Annotated in this window: 19 protein-coding genes and 1 pseudogene; 3 read left to right on the top strand and 17 right to left on the bottom strand. The window is 42.0% G+C overall.

The window, feature by feature from the left end:
* Positions 1 to 155 precede the first annotated feature (155 nt).
* Together MAS10914_RS0127285 and MAS10914_RS0127290 are read left to right on the top strand one after the other, a co-directional pair.
* A complete protein-coding gene (locus MAS10914_RS0127285) occupies positions 156 to 1,325 on the top strand; it encodes a cysteine desulfurase family protein (RefSeq protein WP_017319122.1) in 1,170 nt (389 codons plus the stop codon).
* A 125-nt stretch (positions 1,326 to 1,450) separates the two neighbouring features.
* Positions 1,451 to 2,185: a DUF1995 family protein gene (locus MAS10914_RS0127290; protein WP_017319123.1), complete on the top strand. Its 735-nt coding sequence runs from the start codon at positions 1,451 to 1,453 to the stop codon at positions 2,183 to 2,185.
* A 115-nt stretch (positions 2,186 to 2,300) separates the two neighbouring features.
* Here the strand turns inward: MAS10914_RS0127290 and MAS10914_RS0127295 are convergent, their stop codons facing one another.
* From MAS10914_RS0127295 to MAS10914_RS0127315, 5 genes are all read right to left on the bottom strand, one after another.
* On the bottom strand, positions 2,301 to 3,179 hold the full coding sequence (locus MAS10914_RS0127295; protein ID WP_017319124.1) for a DUF4388 domain-containing protein: 879 nt from the start codon (positions 3,177 to 3,179) through the stop codon (positions 2,301 to 2,303).
* Between the two features lie 177 nt (positions 3,180 to 3,356).
* Positions 3,357 to 3,896, bottom strand: coding sequence for a GTP-binding protein (locus MAS10914_RS0127300; protein WP_026082853.1), 540 nt, complete (start codon positions 3,894 to 3,896; stop codon positions 3,357 to 3,359).
* Between the two features lie 133 nt (positions 3,897 to 4,029).
* Complete coding sequence (locus MAS10914_RS0127305) at positions 4,030 to 4,401, bottom strand: roadblock/LC7 domain-containing protein (protein WP_017319126.1); 372 nt, start codon at positions 4,399 to 4,401, stop codon at positions 4,030 to 4,032.
* A 96-nt stretch (positions 4,402 to 4,497) separates the two neighbouring features.
* On the bottom strand, positions 4,498 to 4,968 hold the full coding sequence (locus MAS10914_RS0127310) for a hypothetical protein (protein WP_017319127.1): 471 nt from the start codon (positions 4,966 to 4,968) through the stop codon (positions 4,498 to 4,500).
* 367 nt (positions 4,969 to 5,335) lie between these two features.
* A complete protein-coding gene (locus tag MAS10914_RS0127315; RefSeq protein WP_017319128.1) occupies positions 5,336 to 8,287 on the bottom strand; it encodes a zinc-dependent metalloprotease in 2,952 nt (983 codons plus the stop codon).
* Positions 8,288 to 8,817: 530 nt separating this feature from the next.
* Here MAS10914_RS0127315 and MAS10914_RS0127320 point away from each other — a divergent pair.
* Complete coding sequence (locus tag MAS10914_RS0127320; RefSeq protein WP_026082854.1) at positions 8,818 to 10,536, top strand: pentapeptide repeat-containing protein; 1,719 nt, start codon at positions 8,818 to 8,820, stop codon at positions 10,534 to 10,536.
* 143 nt (positions 10,537 to 10,679) lie between these two features.
* Here the strand turns inward: MAS10914_RS0127320 and MAS10914_RS0127325 are convergent, their stop codons facing one another.
* The 12 genes and pseudogenes from MAS10914_RS0127325 to rpmB form a co-directional block, all read right to left on the bottom strand.
* Positions 10,680 to 11,543: a glycosyltransferase family 2 protein gene (locus tag MAS10914_RS0127325; protein ID WP_017319130.1), complete on the bottom strand. Its 864-nt coding sequence runs from the start codon at positions 11,541 to 11,543 to the stop codon at positions 10,680 to 10,682.
* 179 nt (positions 11,544 to 11,722) lie between these two features.
* Complete coding sequence (gene hpsJ-B, locus MAS10914_RS0127330) at positions 11,723 to 12,559, bottom strand: hormogonium polysaccharide biosynthesis protein HpsJ (RefSeq protein WP_017319131.1); 837 nt, start codon at positions 12,557 to 12,559, stop codon at positions 11,723 to 11,725.
* 331 nt (positions 12,560 to 12,890) lie between these two features.
* Entirely contained in the window at positions 12,891 to 13,532 is a 642-nt protein-coding gene (locus tag MAS10914_RS0127335) for a TIGR04282 family arsenosugar biosynthesis glycosyltransferase (RefSeq protein ID WP_017319132.1), read from the bottom strand.
* A 32-nt stretch (positions 13,533 to 13,564) separates the two neighbouring features.
* Complete coding sequence (locus tag MAS10914_RS0127340; RefSeq protein WP_026082855.1) at positions 13,565 to 14,119, bottom strand: pilus assembly FimT family protein; 555 nt, start codon at positions 14,117 to 14,119, stop codon at positions 13,565 to 13,567.
* Positions 14,120 to 14,191: 72 nt separating this feature from the next.
* Positions 14,192 to 15,166, bottom strand: coding sequence for a glycosyltransferase (locus tag MAS10914_RS0127345; RefSeq protein ID WP_017319134.1), 975 nt, complete (start codon positions 15,164 to 15,166; stop codon positions 14,192 to 14,194).
* 12 nt (positions 15,167 to 15,178) lie between these two features.
* Positions 15,179 to 16,168 carry a hormogonium polysaccharide biosynthesis glycosyltransferase HpsE gene (gene hpsE / locus MAS10914_RS35105; RefSeq protein WP_071599897.1) on the bottom strand — a complete coding sequence of 330 codons (990 nt, stop codon included), beginning with the start codon at positions 16,166 to 16,168 and terminating at the stop codon, positions 15,179 to 15,181.
* Positions 16,169 to 16,198: 30 nt separating this feature from the next.
* Positions 16,199 to 17,152 (bottom strand): annotated as a pseudogene (gene hpsE / locus MAS10914_RS35110) (hormogonium polysaccharide biosynthesis glycosyltransferase HpsE); the annotation flags it as partial.
* A 215-nt stretch (positions 17,153 to 17,367) separates the two neighbouring features.
* Entirely contained in the window at positions 17,368 to 18,054 is a 687-nt protein-coding gene (locus tag MAS10914_RS0127360) for a pilus assembly FimT family protein (RefSeq protein ID WP_017319136.1), read from the bottom strand.
* A 38-nt stretch (positions 18,055 to 18,092) separates the two neighbouring features.
* Entirely contained in the window at positions 18,093 to 19,091 is a 999-nt protein-coding gene (gene hpsC, locus MAS10914_RS0127365; RefSeq protein ID WP_026082856.1) for a hormogonium polysaccharide secretion pseudopilin HpsC, read from the bottom strand.
* 62 nt (positions 19,092 to 19,153) lie between these two features.
* The gene (gene hpsB / locus MAS10914_RS0127370; protein WP_017319138.1) at positions 19,154 to 19,837 is read right to left on the bottom strand and encodes a hormogonium polysaccharide secretion pseudopilin HpsB; all 684 of its coding nucleotides are present in this window, start codon (positions 19,835 to 19,837) and stop codon (positions 19,154 to 19,156) included.
* Between the two features lie 30 nt (positions 19,838 to 19,867).
* Positions 19,868 to 24,445 (bottom strand): hormogonium polysaccharide biosynthesis protein HpsA, encoded by a 4,578-nt coding sequence (gene hpsA, locus MAS10914_RS0127375; RefSeq protein WP_017319139.1) that lies wholly within the window; start codon positions 24,443 to 24,445, stop codon positions 19,868 to 19,870.
* Positions 24,446 to 24,903: 458 nt separating this feature from the next.
* Positions 24,904 to 25,140: a 50S ribosomal protein L28 gene (rpmB, locus tag MAS10914_RS0127380; protein WP_017319140.1), complete on the bottom strand. Its 237-nt coding sequence runs from the start codon at positions 25,138 to 25,140 to the stop codon at positions 24,904 to 24,906.
* Between the last annotated feature and the right edge of the window lie 125 nt (positions 25,141 to 25,265).

Below are 25,265 nucleotides of genomic sequence, written 5' to 3' on the forward strand. Positions count from 1 at the left end.
GATGTAAATAGAGAAATAGCTTTACAAGCAGGGCAAAATATCCACCTATATATGTATAGATAGGTATCTACAAAGTTGTAAGAATTTGGCAAATTAAGTATATAGTCTGAAAGTAGAAATCAACCGTTGCCCAACGTGTTCTCACCTAATAGGTTATGCAAATTTATCTAGATTACAGTGCAACTACACCCACTCGCCCAGAAGCAATAGCCGCCATGCAAGCAGTCCTTACCCAACAGTGGGGCAACCCTTCCAGCTTGCATGAGTGGGGACAAAGGGCGGCAACGGTTGTCGAACAAGCAAGAATGCAGGTTGCTGGTTTAATCAACGCACCTGATCCTGAATCTATTATCTTTACTTCTGGTGGCACTGAAGCAGATAATCTGGTAATAATGGGGGTTGCCCATTTGTATGCCAAGCCCCAACACATTATTATTTCTAACGTTGAGCATTCTGCTGTTACCGAACCAGTACAGTTGTTAGAGTTGTGGGGGTGGCAAGTCACGAAGTTGCCAGTCAATTCTAAAGGAAGAATCAATCCCTTAGATTTAAAGGCAGCCTTACAAGATAACACTGTGTTGGTGTCAGTTGTTTACGGTCAAAGTGAAGTTGGGACATTACAACCGATTGAGGAACTGGGAAATATAGCCCGCAGCGCCAGTGTTTTGTTCCACACAGACGCTGTACAAGTGGCAGGACGCTTGCCTATAGATGTGCAAAAATTACCTGTAGATTTACTGAGCATTTCCAGTCACAAAATTTATGGACCCCAAGGTGCTGGGGCGTTATATGTGCGTCCTGGCGTGGAGTTGGTTCCTTTACTATCTGGAGGGGGACAAGAAAGGCGACTGCGTTCTGGGACTCAAGCAGTACCCGTTCTCGCTGGGTTTGGGGTAGCAGCAGAATTGGCGGCTCAAGAAATGCCAACAGAAACACCCCGGTTGATTAAATTACGCGATCGCCTATTTGCCCAATTAACTGATATTCCTGGTTTCATCCCCACTGGGGATCATATGCACCGCCTACCACATCATGTGAGTTTTTGCCTTGAATATGCCGATGGAGAAAAACTCAGCGGCAAAACTCTGGTGCGACAGATGAATTTAGCAGGCATTGGTATCAGTGCAGGTGCAGCCTGTCATAGTGGTAAACTCAGCCCTAGTCCCATATTGTTAGCAATGGGCTATCCAGAAAACGCAGCTTTGGGAGCTATCCGCATGACACTAGGGCACCAGACAACGGAAGCTGATGTAGATTGGGTGGCAATGGTGTTGAAGCAGGTTTTGCAGCGACTTTCACCTGTAGAATTGGTTGTTAGTCATTAGTTGAGAAATAAAGATGTTAGAAAGTGCGTTACGAGTAGAGAAGAACGCACTCTAGTGTCTATTTCTAACGGCGAATCAAACAATTCTGTTGAGTTTTAAAATCCCAAAATCTAAAATTATTTAGTATGGCTGAACTTCCAAAAACTCTAGAAGATGCAATTGCTCAAGCCCGCGAAGCGACTAAAGCAGCAGTCACAGATGGGTGTAAGCGGTTACAAGTTGAGATCCTCATTCCAGAACTCAAACCCATGCCTGTGGCGGAGCAATTTCTACCAGTTTTTGAAGAATATGGTTCCCGCCTCAAGGTTTTCTTCCCGGATGCTGGTGGGGCTGCGCTTGCTCGCCGCGACTGGGCAGATGTGCCGTTTAAGATTCTTGATATTGGTACGGGAAAATTACCCCTAGAGCAGAAAATTGACTCAGAGGATGAAATTTTCTTTCTAGTTGCCCCCACTGTGGTGGAAGTCGCAGAGGTTGAAAAGATGGCTCAACTAGTAGGCGATCGCCCACTCGTCATCTTAAATCCTCGTTTGGAAGATTTAGGGGCAGTGGGTATTGGTTATACAGCGCGTCAATTACGTAAGCGCTTCGTCAATACAATTGAATCTTGCTACTATCTGCGCCCTGTAGATAATGAGACTGCTGTATTTCGCTGTTACCCCAGAATGTGGGAAGTTTGGGTGGAAAAGGGCGGCGAGTATCAAAAGATTGCCGAATTACCACAAAAGCCATCTGGTGATGAGCTAGATTTAATCTTAGCTAAGACACAGCCTACCTCAGCCACACTAGGTACACCACCAGCGAAAAAGCCCAACGTGTTTAAAGGTTTGCAACGTTTTTTAAGGGCGTTGAGGAATTAAGGCTTGTACCAGTTTTCTTGTGGGAGGGCGACATGAACTATGCTTAAGTATGGGCGGACAAGATGTCCGCCCCACAAGAACTGTATTGAATGCATATGCAAACCGCTGTATGTCATTAAGCGGATTTCATATTACCCCGCAAAAAACCTACTAAATTTTTGAGAAACGACTGACTAACAACTGGCTGCTGCGGGGAAGGTTCTGGCGCTAGTTCTGGTAAAGAAGCTGCGGGAATGAGTTCTTCTGCAGCGAATGTGGAGGGAGCCGCAACCATAAATTGTTCTTCTGCCAAACCAATCATCATGAGTCGGAAGGCAATTTGCTGTACAGTTTCTACAGATATTTCGAGGTGAGTGGCAATTTTCTGTAGGGAAATATTATCATTGACAAATTCCCAAACTTGTGTCTCATGAGCATTAAGATGCAGTTCTGGCTGTTTGCCAACGGCACATGACAAACCTGAAGCCGGGTCTGGGAGCTTGTCTGCCAAAGCTTTCCAGTCTCGCAACGTCCGCAAACTCATCAGTGTGACTTCAGTTGCTGACATACTTATACCCGTCATCTCTGCTGTGGGTAACGTTGCTGTGGGATCAAAAGTAAATAGACCGTCCTTGATTTCCAATAAGCTAGAGACTTGCCGTACTACCTGGGTGTTAAATAGTAGTTTCAGTTGTTCCGGTTGCAGTAGTCCTTGGGATTTTAGGCATAGTCCCATCGGTGTGTTGCTGGGGCAAATCTGAACGACTCTAGAGATAACACGCTCGCTTATCCACCCCCGTTGAGCAATCATTAACGTCAAGCCTTGTTGATCTAGGCGATCAGCAGCAGCAACCACACGACCTTGATACAACCAGAAGTAGTTAACTTGGGTTGGGGAATGTTTATTATTTTCCGGTAGAAACCCAATGTAAAGTAGTCCTGATTTGTGTCCTTGCTCTAAAAATAGAAAGAGTTCTGGTAAGGAAAAATCTGAAAAATTACCAGTAATAGCCATAATCTTCCTTCTGTAGGGGATTAAAATAACTGGAAAATGTGGAACTTTGTGTCAAATTGCTTCATTTAAATTAAATATCTGAAACAAAATTTTTAAATTACGTTATTTAATTTGAATAGCAGAAATCTGTTGCTATGAAATTTGAAAATATGACTCAAAAAAACAGTATTTCACAGCTTAAGCTACACAACTTTGCATTAAATGCTGTATGACAACAATCAGCGCCTCAGCTACAGAGTCTCTTTGCGTTGCATTGACTTTCACAATAGGGGGTCGGTTTTTCTCATCCGAGTATCCAAGGGCGAGGAACACATCTTGCTCAGACCAGGCTCCAGGACAGTCAGTATGGGTGAGACCAATAATCATTGGTACTTGCACTCGTTGCTTCATGAACTTGAGGATATTACGAGCCTGACGGAATTCATTAGGTCGATGAGCTGGTACGAGCAAAATGTAACCATGAGACCTACGAATCAAAATATCCCACATAAAATCAAAGCGAGACTGACCGGGGGTTCCATATAGGTGTAGCACCATGTCAGAACCAAATCGTAGCCGACCAAAGTCAAGGGCAACAGTAGTATTTTGCTTCAGCAATGCTGTTTCGTCAGTTGGACGAATGTCCGTGTCTACCACTTCAATTTCACTCACAGAACGGATGAAAGTGGACTTGCCAGCGCCTACTGTTCCTGTGACAACCAAGCGCATGATTTCCATATTTTTAACTCCGTAAATAAACAAATTAAGAATGAGTAATTCATCATTCGTAATTCGTAATTGAGTTGGTCATTACGAATTACGACTGTTCAACTATGAATTACTGTAATGTTGAATTTAACTGAGCCGTTAATTACATCAAAATTAGCTTGAGTTCTGAAAGGACACGCTTGATTTCTAGCATCAGCAATCCCTGTTTAGCACCCTCATTCGCTAAAACAAGCAAGACAGCATCTTCGCCGCAGCCAGTCAAAACACCCAAGCCTTTATTACCTTCAACATAGATGCGGTCAACATTACCTCTAGATAACTCAAGTCCGATGCGTTCGCCCAAAGAAAGCATGGAAGCCGACATCGCTGATACCCGTTCTTCATCCATTGCACCGGGTAAGCTTGCTGCTAAAGGTAAACCATCGGGGGTAACAATTGCTGCTCCCTGAACATCAGTCGTAGCAGAAACAAAGCTCTGTAAAATGTTGCCAAGTTTTTCTGTGTTGATTGCCATTGAAGATTCTCTATTATTTTTTATGAGTGAGATATGGATTTGGTATTGTTTGAAATACCAAATCGAAAACTTATGTTCAATTGAATGACGTGCCTGTTACGCTAAAGTAGAAAATTCAAATACGTCATGAGAGCCACCGCGAAGCACAGACTCAGTATGTACTCCCTTCAAACGCTTGCCGAGCAGTTGCTCTAAAGCTCCCCAAATCGCGCCCATTGTAAATGTACACTTACGCTCTGAATTTGGCGCTTCACCCGCAGAACAAACGGTTTCAGAGGTGTAGACTTTAATGGTGTCGCCTTCTTCAACAATTTTGTCAATAATGCACAGCCGTGTGCCTTCTTTACCCAAGGCATGCCCCATCTTGTGTGCTGCATCTTCTAAGGAAATAGATGATCCCACAAAACCCAATTCTTCAGCTAGTCTTTTACCCCGCGCACGACCGGCTGAAATGAGAGCGATGGCTGTAGTCTTCTCTCCTAGGGCTTCTTCCATTCCTGTAATCACTGCCTTAAAACAGGCAACACTATTAAAATCGCCCAATTCTTTCCGCAATAAATCTGGCATATTTTCTATTAAGTAGAGTAGGATGAACAAACCTTAAACAAGAGTGGAACTGGTTAAGTAGGTTGTTCTCATTCAGTTCCCTGGTTAACATGATTATGCTTAGGGAAACATTAATATCAAACCGAGTGATTACGTATTTGTTTATGTGCTGATAAATGTTTACTCAGTACATACACTGTGTATGTTTTAGGGAATTTGTTGTAGGTTTTGGAGAATTTAGCTGACAGGCTCTTGGGTATCTGCGTTCATACATATGTAGAGACGTAGCACTGGTACGTCTCTACATATGGAATTATCACAAATAACCCTTAACTAAATAGTATTAATACTTATCTATAAGCAAAGAGGAATTGGCGCTAAAGTTTCTCTAATTTGCCTGCAACTCGGCATTCAAGGTTTTATTAATGCGATCGCGTGTTTCGAGCAAATGTGCTTTAGTGTACTCGTCGTTTGAACTCACTTCATCCAGCTTGTCATGGAGTTGTCTAAGTTTATACCAAGCTAACGTACGAGCATCTTCCGGGACGCGTTCTTTGCGTAAAACCATCCGGGTCAATATGTCTAGATATTGTCGCTGCAAGCCTCGGCGCAAACTAGAAATGATGATGGGCTTGCCGTTTGGTTTCAGTACCTCAGTCCAAATACCGTTTTGTAAAGTATCAAATAATTCAGGCAGAGTCAGGGCTTGGTCAGGCTGACTTTTGAGTTCGATGTCTTTGAGGCGGGAAAGGCGATCGCCTGAGAGCAAATCCCACAACACCGAACTCTGCATGAACAACACCCAATCATGAATTGGATAGTCCAAACGACCCATCCGGGGAGAACTCCCCCAATGTCGCCAACGGGAAGGCGCTAATTTATTGAGCAATTCTGGCGGGAAACTCAGAGCATCCTCGGCAAAGACATACTTTTGTACAATCTCTAACGCCTGCCGTTGTTTTTCCACAGATACCGACTCAAATGGTAATCGTCCTTGGGGATCGTTAGGTTGAACCCTGTAGAAAGACTGACCGCCAATATATTTTGTAATGTAGTAGATGTTTTGGAAATAGTGACTAAATACCGTGCCAAACTGTTCTTTCACATCACTGAAACTCTCGCCATCAAAGAGGTCAACCTTGTTGAGACGCCGCCACATCACCCGCGCATTATCCAACTGCCAATGAGAATAAAGCAGCACATTACTGCTGTTATCCCAAGCATTGGCAGTTGGGTCAAGGTCAAACATATCTTCATCTGTGGAATAACTCAACTCGGGCTTGTCAGATTGGTTGGCAAGCTTATCCAAAAATGGTTTTTCTACTGCGGGAGTTGCTGCTGGAATTGGTGTGTAGCCGTACTGAATTGCCCAGTCATCATAAGCCCCCACTATCCTGGGAAAATAATCTCCCTGCTTGGTGTCTCGCGGTGCAATATTCGGTGGAATATAGTCCATGACTGACGAAATCAGACCCTTGCTGCGAGTGATATCGGTATTGTTCATTTCTTCTGGAGTCAGCAGAGTACTACCACGGAAGTTATGCCTTAACCCCAAGGTGTGTCCCACTTCATGAGCGATGATTAACCGTAAATATTGATGAACATAGTCTTTCATTTGCTCACGACTTGCGGGGGCGTCTCGCAAAAGCTTCATAGCCAATGAACCATACGCAAATTGGTTAGCAGCTTCCACCCCATAGCAAAGGTCGTACTGACTTGCTAGTTGTGATAAACGGTTCGTTAACCCTTCCATCTCCAAATGCATGGAAGCGTCGCCACTTTTTGCCTCTAATCCATTGGCGCAAAGAAGGCTATTTTGCATCAACGCAGACAGCGGCGTCTGAGTTTGTGTTTGGTTGAGTTGTACAACTTTGGGATAATCACTCTTGATTGCCCGTATAAAGCTGCCATCTACCAGAATGTCTGCATCCAAAATTTCTCCAGTTATCGGGTTAACGCGTGAGGGTCCTAGAGCAAAATACCCATCTACTGTGTTAATCCAGCGAATTGTGTTGTAACGTATATCTGCTGGATCCCATGTCGCATCATCTGGCATTTGACGCACTTGAATTGCGTCCTTGAATCCTGCCTTTTCAAAGGCTTTATTCCACATTAGGACGCCTTCTTTGATAGCTTCGCGGTACTCTAGAGGCACTGCGTTATCAATCCAGAAGACAATTGGTTTTTTGGGTGGAGAAAGGGCTACGTTGGGGTCTTGTTTTTCTAAATGCCAGCGATTAATGTAGCGGACAAACGGATCTCTTTGCTCGTCGTTGGATAAATCTTGATAAGCGGTGATAAAATAGCCTACACGCTCATCAGCTAAACGTGGTCGGTAACTGTTGTTTGGGAGTTGGGACAGGCTGTAGTGAACGCGCAACGTAAAGCCTCGAATGTCAGGTAGAGAAGAAAAACGCAGCTTTTCATTATTGAGACGGGTGTTGGTGAAATTTAACACCGACTCTATTTCCATATTTAGGGGAAAGGCTTTAGCAGTCCCAAAATAAGATTTATCTGTGGCTGGAGAAACTCCCAAACTCAAAGATAATCCAGCTAAATCTGTCAGTAGCAGATCCCCCAAGTCGATGAGAATTGTTTTGCGTACTGGATGAATGCTTTTAATAGCTACTGAGTAGAGAACCGAGTCACTAAAAGACCGGGCGAGCGATCGCTCCTGGGGATCAGCTTCACGGGTGCGAAAATTGACATTGCGAACCACAAATTGCAATTTGTTATTCACCCGTTGGAAGTAAAACAAAAAATCCTGTAATGGCATACCACTGTAGATTCCAGCTTCGCCAATGCCAGATTCTAGTGTTGCTGTAGCTAGATAATTTTTATTAATTTGTTCCGGCTTAATTTCTAAATAAATTTTATTTTTTTCTTTATCCCGGTACAGAGTAAACAGTCCTTGCACCCTTTGAGTGTCTTTTACGACTTTATCAAATGGCTCCAATTCCTCCTTTTTTACGGGTTTTGAGGTTAAATCAGCTTTTTCATCAGGCTGAGGGAGCTTATCTAGGTTTTTCTTTAATTGTAAAAATGGTTGCTGTTCAGCTTTTTTAGTATCTTTGACTACCCAAATAAAAGATTGGCGCTGTGCTTGTTGCTTCCCATCAATGACCCACACTTGCTGTGGTGGTAGTCTCAGTTTCTGGGAGAACTTAGCGTTTAGTGTTCGAGACGGACGAGAGGAAGATGAGGGAGCAATTTTCTCCTTGTCCCCATGTTCCCGCGTCCCTGTGTCAGCTGTGATTACAGCCAGTGACCTGGCGCTAGCAGCTGGTATCCCTAAAAACAAACAATGCAACACAATAACACAATAAGTAAATCTTCTCATTCAATCCGTCCCTGGCATTGCTTTCTATATTAATTTCCAATACTTATGTAACAAAGCTGCCGCGTACTCTCTTCAACTGAGTGGTAATATCTGAAAACACTCTTAGCAGCTTCAAATCAAGCAGCAATCTTTCTTGGTCTGTTGTCGATCCAATTTTTCAACTTTGTTGTAGTGTCTTATAGTAGTAGTTTTCCCAATAAGTGCGTCTGTAGCCAAGAGTACGTATTATTTTTACATCTGTCTAGAAAATAAGTGGAGAATTTAGTATAACAACTGAAACAAAAACAGGAGGTTACTGACAAACGAAAAACTTTTTAAGTAGACATTTCTTGCCCAAAGGCATACGCTCTTACAAAAGAGCTTTTACTAGAAAATTTGCTCATCAATAATTTGCATTCTTACGTTCTTTTCATGAATTATGGTACTAAATCATACGATTTTCTCGAGTGCCTGAAAACGGCGTAATTACGCAGAAGTCTTCATCTCAGCTTTATGTCATCAGTAGGTGCATAGTATTAAATATAACAATTATGTCACATTTATCTCAAATTTGGAAGCTTTTGAGAACTTGTGTGAGGGGGCATTGGTTAAAAGAGATGCTAAAGAAAGCACCTCTTACAGCCAAAGCGGTTTCACGTTTAGGAAAAATTATTAATAAGCATGGCAAAAGAGTTGAGTTTTCTCCAAGCAATTGCAAGGAATTGAGATTTCAGGAGCGAGTTCAAAAAAGCTTGGAAAAATGGACAAAATCGAGGAGTTGTTTAACATCAAATAAAGGCAAACAGCAACTTTATGAAGAGATTTACGAGTTGCTGGGTGGCGGTACCCTCAGAACTGAAATTTTGGAACAAGTCATGGGAAGGCTCATGGCTAATAATGAGTTTCATCCAGTGCTACTTTTCCAACGTTTAGAAGATTTTTACCGACGTTGGTGTCAAGGCGAATTTATTGATGGTTCAACCGCCAATAACTTGCCTTTGAAAAAGATGCTCAAGATGCAAGCACAAAACATTTCTATCGGACTCAGACAGATAGATATCAATACGGGGCTGAATGTGATGATTTTGCTTTTGGAGTTACACCGCTATGCTCAAGAGCGAGATGACCTTAAGCATCAAATAGTCTTCTATCCATCTGGTCAAAGGGATAAAGACCATTTTTTCACTTCGCAACTACTCCGCATCATTAACTATAGCGATGCTATTGAAATTGGAAATTTTAGTAATGTCGTAGGTGAATTCCTGAGAGGGGGCAATTATAAGGGAGCATATCTCGGCGATGCCAACCTGACGAGTGTCAACTTTAGCTGTGCCAACCTCAGTAGCGCATACCTTGGTGATGCAAATCTCACGGCTACTAACTTCAGTGGTGCTAACCTCAGCACTGCTAACCTCGGTGATGCTAACCTCAGTGGTGCTAACCTCAGTGGTGCTAACCTCAAGCGTACCGACCTCAGCAGTGCCAACCTCAGTGGTGCCAACCTCAGTGGTGCCAACCTCTGCCATGCTAACCTGAGTAGTGCCGACCTCAGCAGTGCTGACCTCAGTGGTGCCAACCTCAAGGGTGCTAACCTGACCAGCGCTAACCTCCGGGATGCTAAATTGTCTGGTGCCAATCTCACTGACACCATCTTCTTTGGTGCTAACCTCAGCGATGCAAAACTCAATGGTGTGGACTTCAGTCATGCTGACCTTTGCCGCGCTGACCTCAGCGGTGCCGACCTCACTCAAGCTCTCCTCAAAGGTACTAACTTGAGCGACACAATTCTCTTTAGCACTGACCTCACAGACGCTATTCTCGTCGCTGCTGATCTCAGCTATGCCAAACTCAACGGCGCAAAACTCAACGGCGCTAACCTCAAAGGCGCTCTTCTGTTAGGTGCGGATCTCAGTGGTGTAGACCTGAATGGAGTTATTCTCAACGAAGCTGACCTCAGTGGAGTTCTTCTCTTTGAAGCCGATCTTAGTGGCGCTGACCTCAGCGATGCCATGCTTTTCGGTACTGACCTAAGTTACGCCAACCTCAGCAGCGCTAACCTAAGTGGTAGTAATCTCAGTGGTGCTATCCTCAGTGGAGCGGATCTGAGCTGCACTGATCTCAGCTATGCTATTCTTGGTGATGCAGACCTCAGTGATGCCAACCTAGAAGACATGACCTGGAATGAAAATCTGGAGTGGCAGAGTGTACGTGGACTAGATACCGCAGTTAATGTGCCAAAAGCGTTAAAAGAGAAGTTAGATCTTTTGTAATCAGTATCTTCCACATTGAGCGGGTCTACTTGGGTTAGGAATCACGCAGAAATAAATTACCTGTTTGCTGCTGAGTGTTTGGTTCAATATTGAGATCTACCTTGAGTAATATCAAGTTGGCTTGGTTACTTAGGAATTTGAGATTAACTGTGTAACTTCGCCTCTTCAGGTACTTTTGTGTCCAAGTTAGGTGTAGGGAGATGCTTCATTTCCCAAACTTTCAGCAGAATCAGGTACTCGTAGAAAGCTTGCAACGTACACCAAGCAAAGCCAGCGCCTCCGTCTAAGCAGCCACCTAAGAAAAAATACATATACAAAAATCGTATGAGAGGTCTAGCTGGTAAGCGCAAGGACAAATCTTTTAAAGCGCGGCGTCGTTCCACTTCTGATTTGCCAAAAAATAAATTGAGCCAGTCAACTGTTCCATTCTCTAATTGACAAAGGGTTTCTCTGGCTTCATCTGTGGAGTAACGGTTGTGCTTTTCAATCCAGCGGCTTAAGCCTTTGCTACAAGTGTAATGGGGGTATGTTTCTTTCAAAAAGCCTGTTGAACCATCACAAACTTCTCGTTCTGTGTGACCGTAGTCTGTAAACCAAACTTTACCGTGGCGGAAAAGACGCAATTGGTAACGAGGATACTGGGTACTGCGACGAATCCAATGATTCATGAACATGACACGTTCAGCGACATAGTAGCCGATGTCATCTGGATTCTGAATTGTTTTTTCACATTCGGCAAACAGTTCTGGTGTCATGCGTTCGTCAGCTTCTAAAATATAAACCCATTCGTGCTTGGGAGGTATATTTTCTAACATCCAAGTACGCTGACGACCGTGACTTTCAAAGGAGTGCTGAACAACGCGAATCGGATAGCGACTGGCTATTTCCACAGTGCGATCGCTACTGCATGAGTCCACAACAATAATGTCATCAGATAGCATTGCGGATTCAATACAAGCAGCTATATCTATTTCTTCGTTATAAGTCAATATGTAAATTGAGAACATTCCAAACTGTTAGTCATCTGGGTTATATTGTGCCAGATTATACTTTTTTATCGGGAATAGTTGCAAGAGACGCGAAATGATTTTTATAAGGAAATAGAGCGGCAATCTAAAGTTGGTAAAAGCGGCAGTATCAGCCGTCACGAATATTTAGTACGTCGTACTGCCTTGATGATAGTGGATTAGCGTGCAGGCACTTTACGTTTAGCACCTTGGAAAGCACCCATACTTCTTAATCCTGCCCAGCCAATAATGATGTAAGCAACAGACAATAGCAAACTGTTGACGACAATCCTTAAACCTGGCTTCCAATTTTCTTGAGCTTGTTTTTCCAGTTCTTCCCGGCGAGAACGAATTTGGGCTAGTCTTTGATTTGCAAGTTGCTGTGGGTCAGTTTGTTGAGCGATGAATTTGTCAAGCTCCTGAGGATTTGCCTTAAACTTCTTAAGTAAATCTTTTGTCGCTTGGGGAACATTTGGGTTATTCAGTGCTTGGTTGTAACGCTGCTCATTTTGAAGGAGTTCACTGTATTGAGCTTTGACTTGGGTTCTCTGCTTTTCTATGGCTGCTTTGACCTGGTCGTTACCCAGTTGAGCTTGCACTTGGTTGAGCTGGGTTTTCAATTGGTTTTCGGCGCGATCCGCATCCTGGGTAATTTGGTCTACGACTTGAGTTCTTTGATGAATAACATTCATTGCGTGGACAGGAGCAATAACCAAGAAAAGTAACCCCAAGATACTTGATATGATAAGAGCAGGCATTCTAAAGTCCAAGGGCTGGGGTTGATTGCCATCCTCAATACTGTCAATCCAATACCCAGCAAACAGCATACCCAAGCCTACTAATGGGACGACACCCCGGTCAACTATACTTGCTGCCCATCTGAGTTGCAACTGCTTATCAGTTGGGCTAAAGTCAAGGCTTAGAATGACAAAGTCAATCAAAAATGACAGAATTAAGATTACCCCAACTACCTTAAGTGTGCGGGCGGCGGTTGCAGCAGCAAAACGGTTATTCATAGTTTTGTTTTTTGTCTCGTCGTCAATCAGAGTGAATATTCTATTTAAAGGTACTGGAATATTGTTCCCATGATGCTACCTATTGTTTGTGATTAAGAGATTCTTTTTTGGATGATATATCTTTTACCTTTGGTTGAAGCTACACCACGCTAGCATCTGGATTCTAGTTTATCTTTCAGAAATCCCTGTGTTAAAGAATACTAGATGAAAATTTACACTGCTTGTGATTGTAGTAAATACTCCATTGTAAGGGTTTAGGGTGCATTTTTAGAATGTAAAAGGTAGGGTATAGAGCAAGAAATCATGACCCATCCACTCACCACAGACAAGTTTAGTATGTAAGTCCGATAATCTTTTTCCAAATTGGCAAATCCTCTGGACGGTCAATATCAGCCAAGGAAGCTAAGTAAGCGACCGATAAATTAAGTGTCTGGGCAATATCTATAGTCTGTTGCAATACTTGAGAAGTTCCCCAGTCTATGTTGATAAATAATTCTGGGACGGGACGCTGCAAACCAATTAAGTAATAGCCACCATCTACAGCTGGACCAAGCACAAGGTTACTGTGCTGAAGTTGCTCAAAAGCTTTTCCTAAAATCTCGACATTGACACCAGGGCAGTCGGTACCGATGATAATAACTTTTTCTGCACCCGCTTGAAAGGCATTAAAGAAGGATTGTGCCATCCGCGAACCCAAATCTCCCTCTCCTTGAGGTCGATAAACCAACTCATATCCCAGCCAGTCTTGCATAAGTTGCAAATTACCACCTGCAAACCGCACTTCAAAAGATATGGCAGAGGAACTTTGCAATTGTTTAACCTGAAATAGTGTGTGTTCAGTCATTTGGCGCTGAAGATTTGCAGCGCCTTCAGTTCCCAAAGCAGGTATTAGTCGGGTTTTTGTCTCACCTGGTTTTGGATAGCGAGTGAAAATAATCAGGTGCTGTTTTGCGGTTTCAGATGGATTCAACACAAGCTACATTATTTAAATCAACCAAAAATATATTAATAGCAATACTTACCATTACTATCAGCTTTATCGTGTTCTTTTCCCGTTCGCATTGCGCCTAAAATAGTAGAAACATACACGCAGCGCTTGGCTTTACCACCGGACTTACTAGATTTACTAGATTTAGTAGATAAAGTTATTCGTCCTAGCGGCGGTTGTCTGACATTACCTCTGTAATCAAATTGGATTTGCCTTATACCGTTTGACTTTTGTAAGGTTGTTTCCTCATCTAAACGCACATTGGGATCTAAATTATTCCACATAGCGTCAGATGGGTTTACCGTGGTGAGATGAACCGCCCATTGCACAATACCGTCTTGTTCGCGAAAGCTAACTTGCTGGGTTAATTTGTTTTTGGTAGCTTGGCTTTGGGCTTGGCGCATGGCGCGGTAAACTTGATCTTGGGCAGTTTTGAGACGCTGAAGGTCAGCAAAAGCCAGCCAACTGGGAACTGTAATGGCAGATGAAATACCAATTACGACAATAATCATTAAAATCTCTAGCAGCGTGAATCCACTGCTAGAGGTATTTTTCATAGAATTCTTTGGCATTAGTTAAACATTGAAAAAAGTACTAATGGTATCTATTTTTGTTTTCCAATGTTTTTTTTACTGTCCGGATTCTTATAAACTTTTTAGTCTCTTGTAATTTGTTTTAATAGTTGTTAGTAATACCGTAGACAAAGTACCAGGTAGGATGATAATTACGGATATTTTCAATAATAATTTTAACGTTAAACTTGTATGTTGCAATCTTGAAGAGTCGTTGATAATATACTTCACTAGAAAAATAGCCGCTGCTAGACCTTTTTTTCGTTCCAATGGGTGTTGTAGGGCTTTGCAAGTTAGATATTTGTAGAGGTTTGCAAGACTCAAATTCCAAGTTTTCCTAGCAATAGAAGGTCTTGCTTGATAGGCTTGTTTAAGTACTTGGAGACAGGCTTTTTCTTGTCTTGGAAGATTAGAAGACTGTGAATTTGCTCTTATTCTGTATAAGATTTGTACAGATGGCACAGCTACAAAATTGTACTCGTTAGCTAATCGTAGCCACATATCCCAATCTTGCCCAGCGCTTAAAGATTCATCAAATCCACCTAATCGAATTAAAGCTTCTTTATAAATCAAGGGGTTGGAACCATTTTCCAAAAAGTCACTCAGCAATAACTGTTCATACACATCTCCATTTGCAGTGATATGTGTACCAGAAAGTAAGAATTGATCATTTTCATCAATATAATCAGTCCAACTATAAGCAACCTTTGCATCTACGTTTTCTTGCAAAGCCTGTAACTGTCTTGCTAGCTTATCAGGTGTCCAGATATCGTCTGCGTCTAAGAAACTAACGAATTCTCCTAATGCATGGGATAACCCACGGTTACGACTCACGTTTGCGCCAGCATTGGCATAGGAAAATACTTTGATACGGGGGTCTTTAACTTGTGCAGCAATATCTAAAGTTGAGTCTTGTGAGCCATCGTTAATTATAATTAACTCAAACTCAGTAAAACTTTGATTGAGAACAGATTCTATTGTTCTTTGAATAGTTTTTTCGCTATTGTAAGCTGGAATAATGACAGATATTTTTGGTTTATTTTGCATAAGCAATAATTTTTATTTACATTTTTTTGATAAAACACTACTTAAATAGTATTTAACTAAATACAAAGAACTCATCATACTACCCCAGTAAAATTCCATTTCAAATAGCGCGATGATATCACTTTGCGATTGACCTTTATATTGAATAAAATGCTGTAACAATCGTCGTAGATTACCCACAAAAGTTCTGATAAAAACTATTGGCTTTTGCCAGTTTTTGGCATTGATAAAGCGCAATTGGCAAATACACAAACCACAACCACGAGCCAAAGATAGTAAATAATCTTTTTCTAGTCGCCAATATGGAATTTGATGATAACTATGCATGGTAGGGTTATACCAAATTTGCCAGCGTGCCTTGTGTATGTAAAGCAATGGCTCATAGTCATCCCCCTGCACCAGTAAGCCAGGTAGTTTTCCAGTCAGGATAGGTCGTTGTGGAACATTATCACACCATGCTTGTTTACGGACAACAAGTGCTGCCGCTGGAGGAAGTCTTAAATTATCCGGGTCAAATAAATGCGGTTGCTCTCCGTGTTCTCTAATTGCCAGAAATGCTTGAATTCTTTCAAATTTTTCTGGAGGTTGTACTTCAAAATCACCATGAATTTGACCTCCCCAAGCACCAGCTTGAGGATGTTCTTTATCAAACGCAACGGCTTGTGCAACCCAATCAGGTGCTGGCAGATTATCATCATCTAAAAATCCTATAAGCTGACCTTTGGCTTCGCGTACAGATCGCAATCTTGCAAAGGCGGCTCCCTGTTCAGTTTCTCGAAAATACCTCAACGGAAAATTCCCCTTCCATTTGGTTTGAGAATCTCGAATGACTTCAGCTGTATTATCAGTACTATTATTATCAACAATAATAATTTCCCAGTTCAGGTGTTCTACTTTAGTCTGGTTCAATAGACGCTCCAAAAGCTGAGGCAAATGACTAGCCCGATTATATGTAGGTATGGCTACGGTAATATCTAAATTGACAATCTCTGTTTCAGTCATTATCTTGCTATTAAACGAGTTATTTTTTATCTTTAAATATCCATTTTTCCAAAGATATAGAGAGCTAACCAAACTACTCAAAAAAAGTTGCAACTCGCAAGCAGCAATCAAATCATTTTTCAAGTTCAACCGATGTTTAAGTAAATGTAAAATAATTTTACGCAGGTCATTTATCATGTATGCGAACAAAGCTACTGGTCTAGCCCAAGGTTCTATAGTTACCATGCGTGTAACATAACGGCTAAGTCCAATACCTCGAAAAAAAGGAATTAAATACTCTTTATTTAAGCGCCAAGATGGTATTTTGTGATAAATTTCCATTTTTGGGTTGTACCAAATTTCCCAACCTGCTTTTTGGATGTAATACAACATTTCTGTATCTTCACCGGTAAGCATATTGCCAGTGACTCTGCCACTCAAAATCAACTGATTTGGCACACTTTCTAACCAAGCTTGTTTGCGGACAACAAGTCCTGCAGAGGGAGGCAGTAATTTTGTTTGAGGTTTATACAGTAAAGGTAAATTCCCGCGCTCTGTAATTGCCAAAAATGGGGCAATTCGCTGAAAATTTTCTGGTGGTTCTACTTCCCAGTCAGGATGAATTTGACTACCATATGCTCCCACATGAGAATATGTTTGACCAAAAGCATAAGCTGCTGCTACCCAATCTGACGCTGGATAATTGTCATCATCTAGAAAACCGATTAATCTGCCTTTTGCTTCCTCAACTGCTCTTTTTCTGGCGAAAGCCGCTCCCTGTTGCGCTTCAAAGCAGTACTTTAACGGATATGGAAGTTGCCAATTTGCTTGATAGGTCTTAACAAGAGTAGCTGTATTATCAGTACTGTTGTTGTCTACAACTATAATTTCCCAAGAAAACTGTTCTGTGTTAAGTTGATTTCGCAGCCGTTCTAACAGTTCAGGTAAACGGCTTTCACCATTATAAGTTGGGATAGCTACAGAAAAGTCGATGCACTCGGTCATAGCGCAAAATTTGGGTCTTTATACAGGGCTTATTAGTATGCCCTGGTATTGGAAAAAGTCAAAAAAGCCTTGCTGTATGGCTAATTCGCCACCAGTAAGGAAATAAATATTTACACATAAAAAAATGAACTTTATGTTTTAAGTTTGCTCTCTAAGTACAGTTTAAGGTTCCGTATTTCTACTAGATTTTGGCAAACCTTCGCTACTAAATTTATTTAATAACAATTAGAGTCTTTCCCTGTGATCATTCCCCCGATAAGAGTTTTCACAATCACGCATCGTCTCATGCTACCTGCCGCTGGAGGACTTCCAGGCTTACGTTCAGCAACCACTACTTTTAAACCAGGTGTCTCTGAAGAACCTGTTGCTGGTGTTCCAAAGTTTGGGTTTGGCAAAGTACCCATGTAGTCAAAAGTAATTGTTTTTGGGGTATTTAGATTTTCTAGGCTTAGAGACGCACCAGCAGTGTTTGTATTGGTAAGATTTGAGAACACTAAAACTTGTCCTGGCTTGATTTCTAAATCGCCACCTAAAGTTTTCCATAAAGGACTGGTAGCATCAGGAGTTGTGGAAGAAGTAGAATTTGGATAAATGGCAAATTTTGGCACGTTACTTTCGATTTTAAAACTGACGCTGTAGTTACTTTTGGTTCTTGTGGCTTGTCGCTGGGCTTCCTGTAGCACTGCTAAAATGGCGTCGTTAGCTTTATTTACCCGTTGTCTGTTGACAAAGCCAAGCCAGCTAGGACCAACAATTGCTGCTAAAACTCCTACTATAACCACCATGACTAAAATTTCCAGTAGGGTAAAGCCAGCATCCTGTTGAGTGTGTCTAAATATGATTTTGTCCCTGTTTGTCAAACATCGTTGTTCGTCTTTTTCATAGTCACTTAGCTTGCACATAATACCCTGATATTAATAAATACTGTTATTTTTGGATTTTATTTAGTAAATAAGTATCCGCGTCCTTGCACTCGTACGCTTGTATTTGGAAAATAGGTTTTTTTGCTATCGGCATAGTCCAAGTTGTTGTTTTGCACGCGAGCAAGTGCATTGCCTCGTAAAAAGACCTCTGCTGTCGTGTTGACTGTATCAACGCAAGCATAAAAACTTGTCCAGTTTCCTGGTGTCACTTTTGACCATTGAATATTCGGGTTAGTGGAGTTTGGAGGACATGTGGCTGCTGGCGGATTATCTGTTGTTTGATCAATAAAGTCAACTAGTACCAAAGCGTCTTGAGTGTAGTTTGCTAAGGCTTTTTGCCATTTATTCATCTTTTCTTTCAGGTTGCTGCCTTGTTCAGTTAGGTTAAAACGCTTAAAACCTTTATCAGGACATTTATCTTTAACATACTTTTCATTAGGATAGTCACTACCGCACATCTCACCGCCGACATCTTGCACACCATCGCTAATTTCAAATCTGGCAATACGAGCTGCCTTAGACCAAGGGTATTGATCATCTTTAATTAAATAGTAGGCAACTAATGAGTAAACAAAAGTATCGTCTGTTTCGGTACTGTCTTTAACTTGAATTGCATCTCTGAGGAAATTTCGCTTCCAAAAAACAAGAACTGGTTTACATTTACCAGTATCTCGACAATTACCAGCTGGCTGTGCTGGTGGTATTTGGTTTAAGATTCCTGGGGGGTCAGCATTTGAATTTCTCGTCAGTCCATCAGCATCATAAATATAGACTGCTTGCTGTAAATCACGCGCAATATAATCAATTGCTGTTTGAATTTCTTGCTCAGAAGTTGCCTTGGCTTGCTCTTTGCGATCTGTATCTAAAATGTTGACCATGAATCCCAGCAACGGCGTGATAACAAGAGCTGCCAAAATCATGGCTACTAGCAGTTCAATCAGGGTAAAACCGCCTATTTGCTGAACCCGCCTAGAGCATTTAGGCTGACTGCAGAGAAGAAATCTAAGTACACTCATCATAGTACGGTCTTGCCCATAGTGATAGATATACAGCTATCAAATCGCGTTAATTTGCTGAGTTAGTTACAGTTATCACCACTGGCAACACCTAGGCGGCTACATAAAGATTGAAATGTAGTCCCATTACTGCTTATGTCAGTTGTGATTTCTATAAGTGGTGCTTTGGAATTGGCTAGTGTGGCGATAAAAGTTGCTTGTGTTGTTTTATTCCCACCACTGGTGGCGATTAAATCCCCTGATGTGTCAAAGGCTTCCTTACGATATATGCGAATTCCTAAGCGGTAGCCTTCTTTTGGGTTATTATTGACTGTAATTTGTTTAGCTTGAATGAAAAATAAATCGCTAGTACAAGTAGGTGTTTGAATATTGCCATTTTTGTTAAAGCAATATAACTTGTCCTTGTCTGCTTGTTTTGGAGGCAGCATATTTGTGGTGTCAATTAAATAGTCGCCTGGTGCATTAGAAAGCTTTCTGGGTTTATCTTTGGTTGCTAATTCAATTGTGATTTTGTCGTTTGGAGCAGAAATTGCTCCAGTTCTGATACCATCAATGAACGTTTTGGTGGCTTGAGTTGCTTGTTCGATCCGTTTGGCTTGAACCCGAGTTGCTACTGATAGGAGGATGACAGGTGCGATCGCTGTTAGCAAAATAGCAACTACCAGCAGTGCTACCAACGATTCAATGATTGTAAAACCAGACTCACTAGATGAAGGGTTTACTTGTTGTTTGTGCTTAATCATCATTACTAATCACCAACTTCTAAAATTGGATTGTTATTTGCAAGGACGTTGATCTGCGTCGATTGCATAAGTATTGTCGGTTTTCTTAGCACACAATAAAGTTTGCACCCAAGCGTCATCTCGACCAACTTCCCGAAAGAACTCGTCAGGTAAATCATCTGGTATTCGCACCAATTTTTGGGCAAACAAGTCTGGTGACTGCGACAGTAGCCCTACATCATAACCCCATTGCCGTGTAGGAGCGAGATAAAAAGGAGCTCTGTGATCGTTACCTTGAATCTTATATTGATAACTATTGGGTTGAGTTGAGATCGACGTGTAAAATGGTGCAGTGGCATAGGCACTACGTTTGATCTGGATGAAAGAACCGCTTATCCTAGCTTTAAAAGCATTGCTTATTTCTCGAGTTGGGTTCCAATTCTCTAAGAAGCGCACAAAGTTGTGTAAACCACCGTTATCTTCGGTAGGACGAGCTGGGGTATCTCCAGCCACTGCAACTAAATTAAATGTTGTTTCGGTAGCTATTTGTAACCAATTAGCTGTCAAAGTGTTAGGAGGACCTACTTTATTATCATAATCACTGACTTTGTTTGTAGGAGTACCAAAGGGGTTGTTAATTTGTACAACTGGTAGCACACGCGGCTGGCTATTGGGTGTAGGGGTTAGCAGCTCGTTAGCAAGCAACAACGGAGTATCAGCTGGGTCGTCAGAATCATCATTATCTTGTTTTGGATTTGAAGTATTGGTGGTCGTCCTGAACCATAGGGCGTTACTGTTTTCTGACAGTCGAGGGAATTGACCACTACCGTAGGGATACGCTTGTACTTTGCCAGAGGAATTGATTCCCATAGGAATAGGACGACCGCTAAGATCAAGAATTAAATTCCCATCTTTATCACGTTGAAAAGCCACTCGACGGGGATACCCTTGATATACTCCTTCCGGAGGAATAGCCGTTGTACCTGATTTGATCGAGGTTATTGGGTTATCTATAATGCCATTAGAATTGCCAGTCTGGCTCCATGCGTTTGCACTTGTTGAGTTGGCTGGATCAACTTTCCAGTCATTAGGCGTACACTGCGAAACAGGTAATTTCAGGCAGACTTCCATCACATATTCGTTGAACTTTGCCCGACGCTGAATTGGGGTGACAAAGTTATTGAGGTAGGAACTACCTTGAAAAGTCTGTGATTGAATAGTGATATTAGGCTCAAGGTCTTTAGGGAAGCCATCATCACTGCGAAACCATTCAAAACTTGGAACATTGGCGTTGTTGCCAATAGACTTACGACCTCCCAAGTTATCATTCAGGTCATAATCACCCTCATTGCGGTACCCTAGTCTAAAATTATTAGAAAGTAGAGTTATGGAATCTGCTAACACGCTTGCAGGTCGCCATTCATCACCAATCAAGCATTTAGATAGTCTGGGATCACCTGGGCGACACGCAAAATTGGGATTGAGTTGATTTGCAGAGCGAGTGTAGAAGTTGCTCCAATTATCTGTCAGCGCTTCTGTGAACTCTTCTTGTTTGACAAGTTCGTTTTGGTGAAGATTAAAGTCACCCTTAATGTACACAGGCAAATTAGATGCCAAAATCAACCCTTTTTCTGCTTCTCTATATTCCTTTACGCGCCAAATTTTTGAGCCGTTAATGAGCATTATGGCGTTAGGACGGCGAGTTGGGTCAAGTATGAAGTCTACAGGGCTTTGTGATTTTTGTGCCTCTGAACCACCTGTCGAACTCGCGCTCAAATCCAAAAGCGCATCGTTACGAGTGGCATAGATAATACCGCTATTTGGCACTAAGTATTCTTGTGCTGGTGATGAGCTACCAATTGTTTTTTGGCGGAGCAAGTCAATATCTAATACGGTGGTGCGAATTTCCAGAGGTTGGCGGTCTTCTTTAGGAAGGTCGTAACTTGCAGCTGATGGCACAGTTGCCCCGCCATCAGCATTTGTGAATGTTTCTAAAGCAGTAGTTGCTGAGTTATCAGTATGAATTGCCTTAATCTGCCTTGCATCTAAAAAGGCAGTTTCCATAATTGCGCCGTGAGGAATCACGGTATCTGTAGGACTAATGCTACCGTCTAAAATTTCTAGGGAGCAAAGAGCAGAGTCAATGGCAGACTTCTCTGAGAGAGTACGATTTTCGTTTGTTTTTGGTAAAGCATTTTTGAGTAGTTCATTTACCCAGCGTCCGTTAGGATACTTTAATTGGGCTTGGTAGTTGAGAACTGCTTGATAATAAGTGACATCTCTAGTAGGAGGTCCATAGACAACACCGTTGTTGGAATTACCTGGGTTAATGGTAACAGGGAGTAATCCAGTTAAGTTTCTGTTAGCAACAGCGCCTAAATTCCTATCTCTTAAGCTAACGTCTGGTAGCCCAACTTTGTTTCTGGCTGTAGTGCTGTTAGTGGGATCGTAGTAGCTACTAACACAAGCAATTGGTTTCGGGTTTTTTTCATCGTAACCAGTCGCTTTGTAATGATAAACCGCTGTAGCCCGCATTCGCAGATAGGGCGTAAAATTCGGGTTTGGCAATGTGATAGATGAATAGGGTTGACTAGTAGCAGTTGCTTCAGTGGCTTTGTCAGAAGCAACTGGCATCATATCAGACCAAATTTCTGTGGAAGCTTGGCTGAAGTTAGTGTCAGCAGCACTACCCCTTGTCGTATACTTTTGAGGCAAGTAAATACCAGCACCCGTAACCACCCGCAATCCGCCAACAGAATCTTGTGAGCTAACTGGCACTTTAGCGGCTGCTAATTCCCAATCTTTATCTCGATCTGTGGCTCCCAAATCAGCCAGTTGCTCGATGCGAGTGCGGCGAGTACGAGTTCCTTCTCCGTTATCCCATTCGGTATCTTTTATATCTTGAGTATCTTGCGGATTTGGACCTACAAACTTGCCTTTAACTTTGTCCCACCAAATTTGTGGCAGGTTGTTACCAATCAAAGCGCGATCGCCTAAATATTGTTCTATACTGCCCAAATCTTTTTGCAGCTTAGTTGGTTCGGTTGCACTAGGTAGAAGCTTATTACCATTTGTCTTCAGAGCCAGAGTTGCATAACCAGTAGCCGTTTTACCGTCATCGGGATTAGTGGGATACATCCAAGCATCCGGTGGACGTAGTGCATCGCCACTTCCTTGAAGGGGGTTGCTTATTGCGTATGCGCCTAAAACAACGCTCAGAGGACTATTAAAAGGAACCTCCGCGTAAGTTATGCGGCGGGTACGCCTTCTAAAGTAACGCTCTAGCTGGTTTCGGCGGAATTCCTCCTCTTGCTGTGAAGTGTAACTTGACAAACCAAGTTTGTTCTTTTCGCTGATAATACCGTCTTTAACCTCCTGCGGATCGCTAGTTGCAAGGTTAGCCATCTGAGCAGTCACTAAGCGGTTGATGCGCTGCACATAGGCTAGGCTGTTGTAGGCTATATCTCTTGGTGCCGCATCTACTGATTTGTTATCCTTTACGTAAGCATTTGTAGCGGGATCAACTCCTTTTCCTTTGTATAAATGCACCCTACTGCTACCCACATCACTACTATCCGTAAATTTACCAGCGCCTAAATTGCCACCAACAATAATTTTGGCGTTGTCTTCTTCATAAAAACATGATGCTTTACTGCTAACCTGATATAGTGTGACACCATTCACTCCCCCTGTCAGGAAGTTACTATTCGTAAAAATCCGCCCATTCAGGTTGAAAACAGGACCTGGGGTGAGTTCGATGTCATCCTCATAAACAACAGCATTGTTAACCAGAGGAAGTTGGACGCGATCTTGTTGATATTCTATTGCTGAAAAACCTCTATTGCCTTTGTATCGCTCATATTTATCTGGCAGTGTTCCAGAGTTAGTAATAGGAACATTTGCAGTGTAAACAAAAAAGCTTTTTTTCAGCTTACCACCAGTATTAAACCAGCCAGTACTACCCACCAAAGTAGCGCTAGTGCCAACAATATCATTACAATTTCCACTCACATTACCACCAATCATTGGTGGAGTTCTTGCCTCTAGTGGATTTCTAGCACGGGTAAATTTGCCTTGGCTTGCTGGAGGATTTTTGAAGTAAACACCATAAAGGGTGTAGCTATCAAACTTACCGTTGTTGTCGGTATCAACGGGATACATCCACCCCGTTCTTAGTTCGTCAGAGTTGTAAGTCAGCTTCAGTTGAGTTTCATCACCAAAAGTATATTTGTCTATATTAGTTTTTAAGGTACTTTCTAAAGCGTTATCTGTTGGTGTGGCTCGTGGCAATTGAGCGTCTTGAAATAACTTGTTTAATTTAGCCTTAGCGCGGTCAAGTGCTGGAAGAGCAGCGTTTAAAACAGCCTGATTTACACGAACATTACTGGCATTTTGGGAGCGGTCAAAAGACCGAAGCAAAATCGCAGTTGTTAGCAGCACGACCACCAGTGCGACCATTGCTACTGTTGGTAAGACAAAACCAGCATTTACGGTTGCTCGTCGTCTTTTTTGAGTCAGAAATAAAGCTCTTAGTAGCCAAACTATTTGTTTTTTGATTGTATATACAGAATGTTTAATAAACTTGTGAGTGAATTTAATTATTATTTTGATAAGCCGTCTATTGCGAGACATAGCTGCTTTCCTACCAGGTTTTCTGTAAAATTAAGTTTTTGCCATTAGCAAAGACACCTAGAACACCGATTCACTAATCCCAAAAACCCGGTTTCTGTTCCTGAAAAGATTAATTTTTCGTTGGCTGTAGAGACGCGCCATGGCGCGTCTCTACAAAAAAACGGGTTTTTTAGCTCCAAGTCTGAATACTGAATTGGTGTTCTAGCAATAGCTTTTGCAGGCGTTAAAGGATGATTAGCTTATAAACTTATAAGAGTAGATTTATAGTACCCATTTGTTAGATAAAAGATATCAAGTTGAGAAAAGTTAATATTAGGTATTTAAAAACCTCCCTTGTATGGGGAGGCGGTAGGAGAAAAATTCTATATTCGCTTTTTTGACGGGTTTTTTAAATGAAGGGGTGTTTGTGAGAATTCCGTGGGTGTAGAGACGCGCCATGGCGCGTCTCTACATGGGTTTTAGTAGTGATTAAGGTTAATTCCGGCTTCTTTTGCCATTGCTTCCAACCCTTTAATTTCTAGGGTTTTGATTGCTTTAGTAGATATGCGTAGTTTTACCCAACGCTTTCCACTTTCCCACCAAATGCGCTTGGTTTGCAAGTTGACTTGCTGAAGGCGCTTGGTACGACGGTGGGAGTGGGAAATTGCAAAGGCATTATTTGCCTTTTTGCCAGTTAGTTGACAGCGACGAGACATAGTAAGAAACTCCGATTTTTCTTGAGCACGATCCCCTATTGTACAAAATTACCCAGGGAGCCGGATGCAATTTCTCCTCTTTTTTGGGTTATTTGCCTAGAAACAAATACCGTTTAGTTTAGGTT

The organism is Mastigocladopsis repens PCC 10914, from assembly GCF_000315565.1.
Classification (GTDB): Bacteria; Cyanobacteriota; Cyanobacteriia; order Cyanobacteriales; family Nostocaceae; genus Mastigocladopsis; species Mastigocladopsis repens.

Coding starts and splice junctions, on each gene's coding strand:
- MAS10914_RS0127285 (WP_017319122.1), top strand. CDS start 156: ATGCAAATTTATCTAGATTACAGTGCAACTACACCCACTCGCCCAGAA.
- MAS10914_RS0127290 (WP_017319123.1), top strand. CDS start 1,451: ATGGCTGAACTTCCAAAAACTCTAGAAGATGCAATTGCTCAAGCCCGC.
- MAS10914_RS0127295 (WP_017319124.1), bottom strand. CDS start 3,179: ATGGCTATTACTGGTAATTTTTCAGATTTTTCCTTACCAGAACTCTTT.
- MAS10914_RS0127300 (WP_026082853.1), bottom strand. CDS start 3,896: ATGGAAATCATGCGCTTGGTTGTCACAGGAACAGTAGGCGCTGGCAAG.
- MAS10914_RS0127305 (WP_017319126.1), bottom strand. CDS start 4,401: ATGGCAATCAACACAGAAAAACTTGGCAACATTTTACAGAGCTTTGTT.
- MAS10914_RS0127310 (WP_017319127.1), bottom strand. CDS start 4,968: ATGCCAGATTTATTGCGGAAAGAATTGGGCGATTTTAATAGTGTTGCC.
- MAS10914_RS0127315 (WP_017319128.1), bottom strand. CDS start 8,287: ATGAGAAGATTTACTTATTGTGTTATTGTGTTGCATTGTTTGTTTTTA.
- MAS10914_RS0127320 (WP_026082854.1), top strand. CDS start 8,818: ATGTCACATTTATCTCAAATTTGGAAGCTTTTGAGAACTTGTGTGAGG.
- MAS10914_RS0127325 (WP_017319130.1), bottom strand. CDS start 11,543: ATGTTCTCAATTTACATATTGACTTATAACGAAGAAATAGATATAGCT.
- hpsJ-B (WP_017319131.1), bottom strand. CDS start 12,559: ATGAATAACCGTTTTGCTGCTGCAACCGCCGCCCGCACACTTAAGGTA.
- MAS10914_RS0127340 (WP_026082855.1), bottom strand. CDS start 14,119: ATGCCAAAGAATTCTATGAAAAATACCTCTAGCAGTGGATTCACGCTG.
- MAS10914_RS0127345 (WP_017319134.1), bottom strand. CDS start 15,166: ATGCAAAATAAACCAAAAATATCTGTCATTATTCCAGCTTACAATAGC.
- hpsE (WP_071599897.1), bottom strand. CDS start 16,168: ATGACTGAAACAGAGATTGTCAATTTAGATATTACCGTAGCCATACCT.
- MAS10914_RS0127360 (WP_017319136.1), bottom strand. CDS start 18,054: ATGTGCAAGCTAAGTGACTATGAAAAAGACGAACAACGATGTTTGACA.
- hpsC (WP_026082856.1), bottom strand. CDS start 19,091: ATGAGTGTACTTAGATTTCTTCTCTGCAGTCAGCCTAAATGCTCTAGG.
- hpsB (WP_017319138.1), bottom strand. CDS start 19,837: ATGATGATTAAGCACAAACAACAAGTAAACCCTTCATCTAGTGAGTCT.
- hpsA (WP_017319139.1), bottom strand. CDS start 24,445: ATGTCTCGCAATAGACGGCTTATCAAAATAATAATTAAATTCACTCAC.
- rpmB (WP_017319140.1), bottom strand. CDS start 25,140: ATGTCTCGTCGCTGTCAACTAACTGGCAAAAAGGCAAATAATGCCTTT.